We start from the raw sequence: 1,950 nt of genomic DNA on the forward strand, positions 1-1,950 counted from the left end.
GTAGCTAAGACCCACAGCGCTGATGGTACTGCACTCGGTAGGGTGTGGGAGAGTAAGTCACCGCCGGAATCAACGTAGGATGGGTTGAGGCCCCACCAGGACCACTCACACCGAGTGGACCAGGTGGGGCCTCCCCACATTTAACACGCATTCCATGGCCCGGGGCCACAAGCCCCCGGGCATAGCCCGGCGCATGCTGGGCTCCCCAGCCCCAGCGGGGCAGGCTCCCAGTCCACTCAGGGCCTGGTGCTCCCCACTCCGGGCCTGGTGCTCTCTAAACCGGGTGTCGTACTCTGCGCTCCGCGCACAGCCCGTCCGTGGGCCCCGGCCATCGACGCTGCCTGTGCGCGCCACGGTCCGAGTTCGCCGCGGTGAGTTCTTCCCGTCGTCGTCTCGACGAGGTGACGATGAGCGTCCCGTCTCTGTGCCGATGAGATGCCGGTGGTCTTCCCATCGCCTTCCCTTGGCACTGACGATGATCTTCCTGTGCCTGGACCGACGGGTTGGTCATGGTTAGCCGTGCCTGGTGCGACCGGTTTGGCTCTGCGGCGGGTTAGGGGTTGTCGCCGTCTCCATGTGCGGGTGTTTCGGCTGTCCTCTGACCGCCGGTCGATCTGGTGCCCCACACGTGTCAGGGGCGCGCCGTGTGACACGGCGCGCCCCTGGAAGGCGTGGCGGTTGCTGTTCAGCGAACCGCGGCGCTGGGGGAGTTGCGCAGCCGCCCGTCCTTCCCTCGCAGCATTTTGTCCATGACCGCGGCGATGGCTCCGTCGCCGGTGACGTTGCACGCGGTGCCGAAGGAGTCGATGGCCACGTACGTGGCGATCATGAGCCCCACGGCAGTTTCGTCGAAGCCGAGCTGCGACTGCAGGATCGCCACGGCCGCCATGATGGCGCCGCCGGGCACGCCCGGTGCCGCGACCATGGTCACGCCCAGCAGGAAGATGAACCCGACGTACTGCCACGTGTCGATGGGCATGCCAGAGATCGTCATGATCGCCGTGGAGAACAGCACGATCTTCATGGTGGATCCCGACAGGTGGATCGTGGCGCACAGGGGGATCGTGAAGCCGGCCACTCGCTCGTCGACGCCATTGCGGCGGGCGCACGCCAGGGTCACCGGGATGGTCGCGGCCGACGAGGCCGTGCCCAGGGCGGTGGCGTAGGCCGGCAGCATGTTCTTGAGCATGACGAACGGGTTGCGCCTGGTCACCACTCCCGCGATCCCGTACTGGATGAGCAGGATCACGATGGTCATGATGAACGCGAGCACGACCACGCGCAGGAATGTGGAGATCACCAGCGCGATCTGGCCGTTCATGGTGAGGCTCAGGAACATGCCGAAGATGTAGAGCGGCAGGAGAGGGATGATGACCTTCTCCACCACGCGCATGACGATGGTGCGCAGTTCCGCGAAGCCGGAGTGCAGGGTGGTTCCCCGCACGAACGTGATCCCCACACCCAGGCAGAAGGCCAGGACGAGTGCTGTCATGACGTCGAACACCGGGGGCATGGCGATCTCGAAGTAGCCGCTGAGCGCGTGCTCCTCCGGATTCTCGAGCCCGTCGATCGACTGTGTCCCGCCCAGCAGCCAGGGATAGCTGCTCTGGGCCACGAGGAACGCCAGCAGCCCCGCAAAGACGGTGGAGCCGTAGGCGACCGCCGCGGTGACCGCGAGCCACTTGCCGGCGCCCCGCCCCAGCTCGGCGATGGCCGGGGTGACGAGACCCACGATGATGAGGGGGATCAGGAAGCCCAGGAACTGGCTGAAGATGCCGTTGAACGTCATGAACACTCGAGCGAGCCACTCGGGCATGACTGCTCCGAGTGCACTGCCGAGGACGATGGCTGCGACAACGCGGACGAGCAGGTTCTGGAAGAGGGATCTCAAGCGCATGCTCCATTATCAACGCAACCTGGCCACCGGCCCTTCACCAGGGTCCTCGCGTG

1 protein-coding gene is annotated in these 1,950 nt (G+C 65.9%); it reads right to left on the bottom strand.

What is annotated here, in order from left to right:
- Positions 1-685: 685 nt before the first annotated feature.
- Positions 686-1,897, bottom strand: coding sequence for a dicarboxylate/amino acid:cation symporter (locus QL985_RS12035; protein ID WP_019310945.1), 1,212 nt, complete (start codon positions 1,895-1,897; stop codon positions 686-688).
- Positions 1,898-1,950 lie beyond the last annotated feature (53 nt).

Source organism: Kocuria sp. APC 4018 (assembly GCF_030407675.1).
In the GTDB taxonomy this organism is placed as follows: domain Bacteria; phylum Actinomycetota; class Actinomycetes; order Actinomycetales; family Micrococcaceae; genus Kocuria; species Kocuria rhizophila.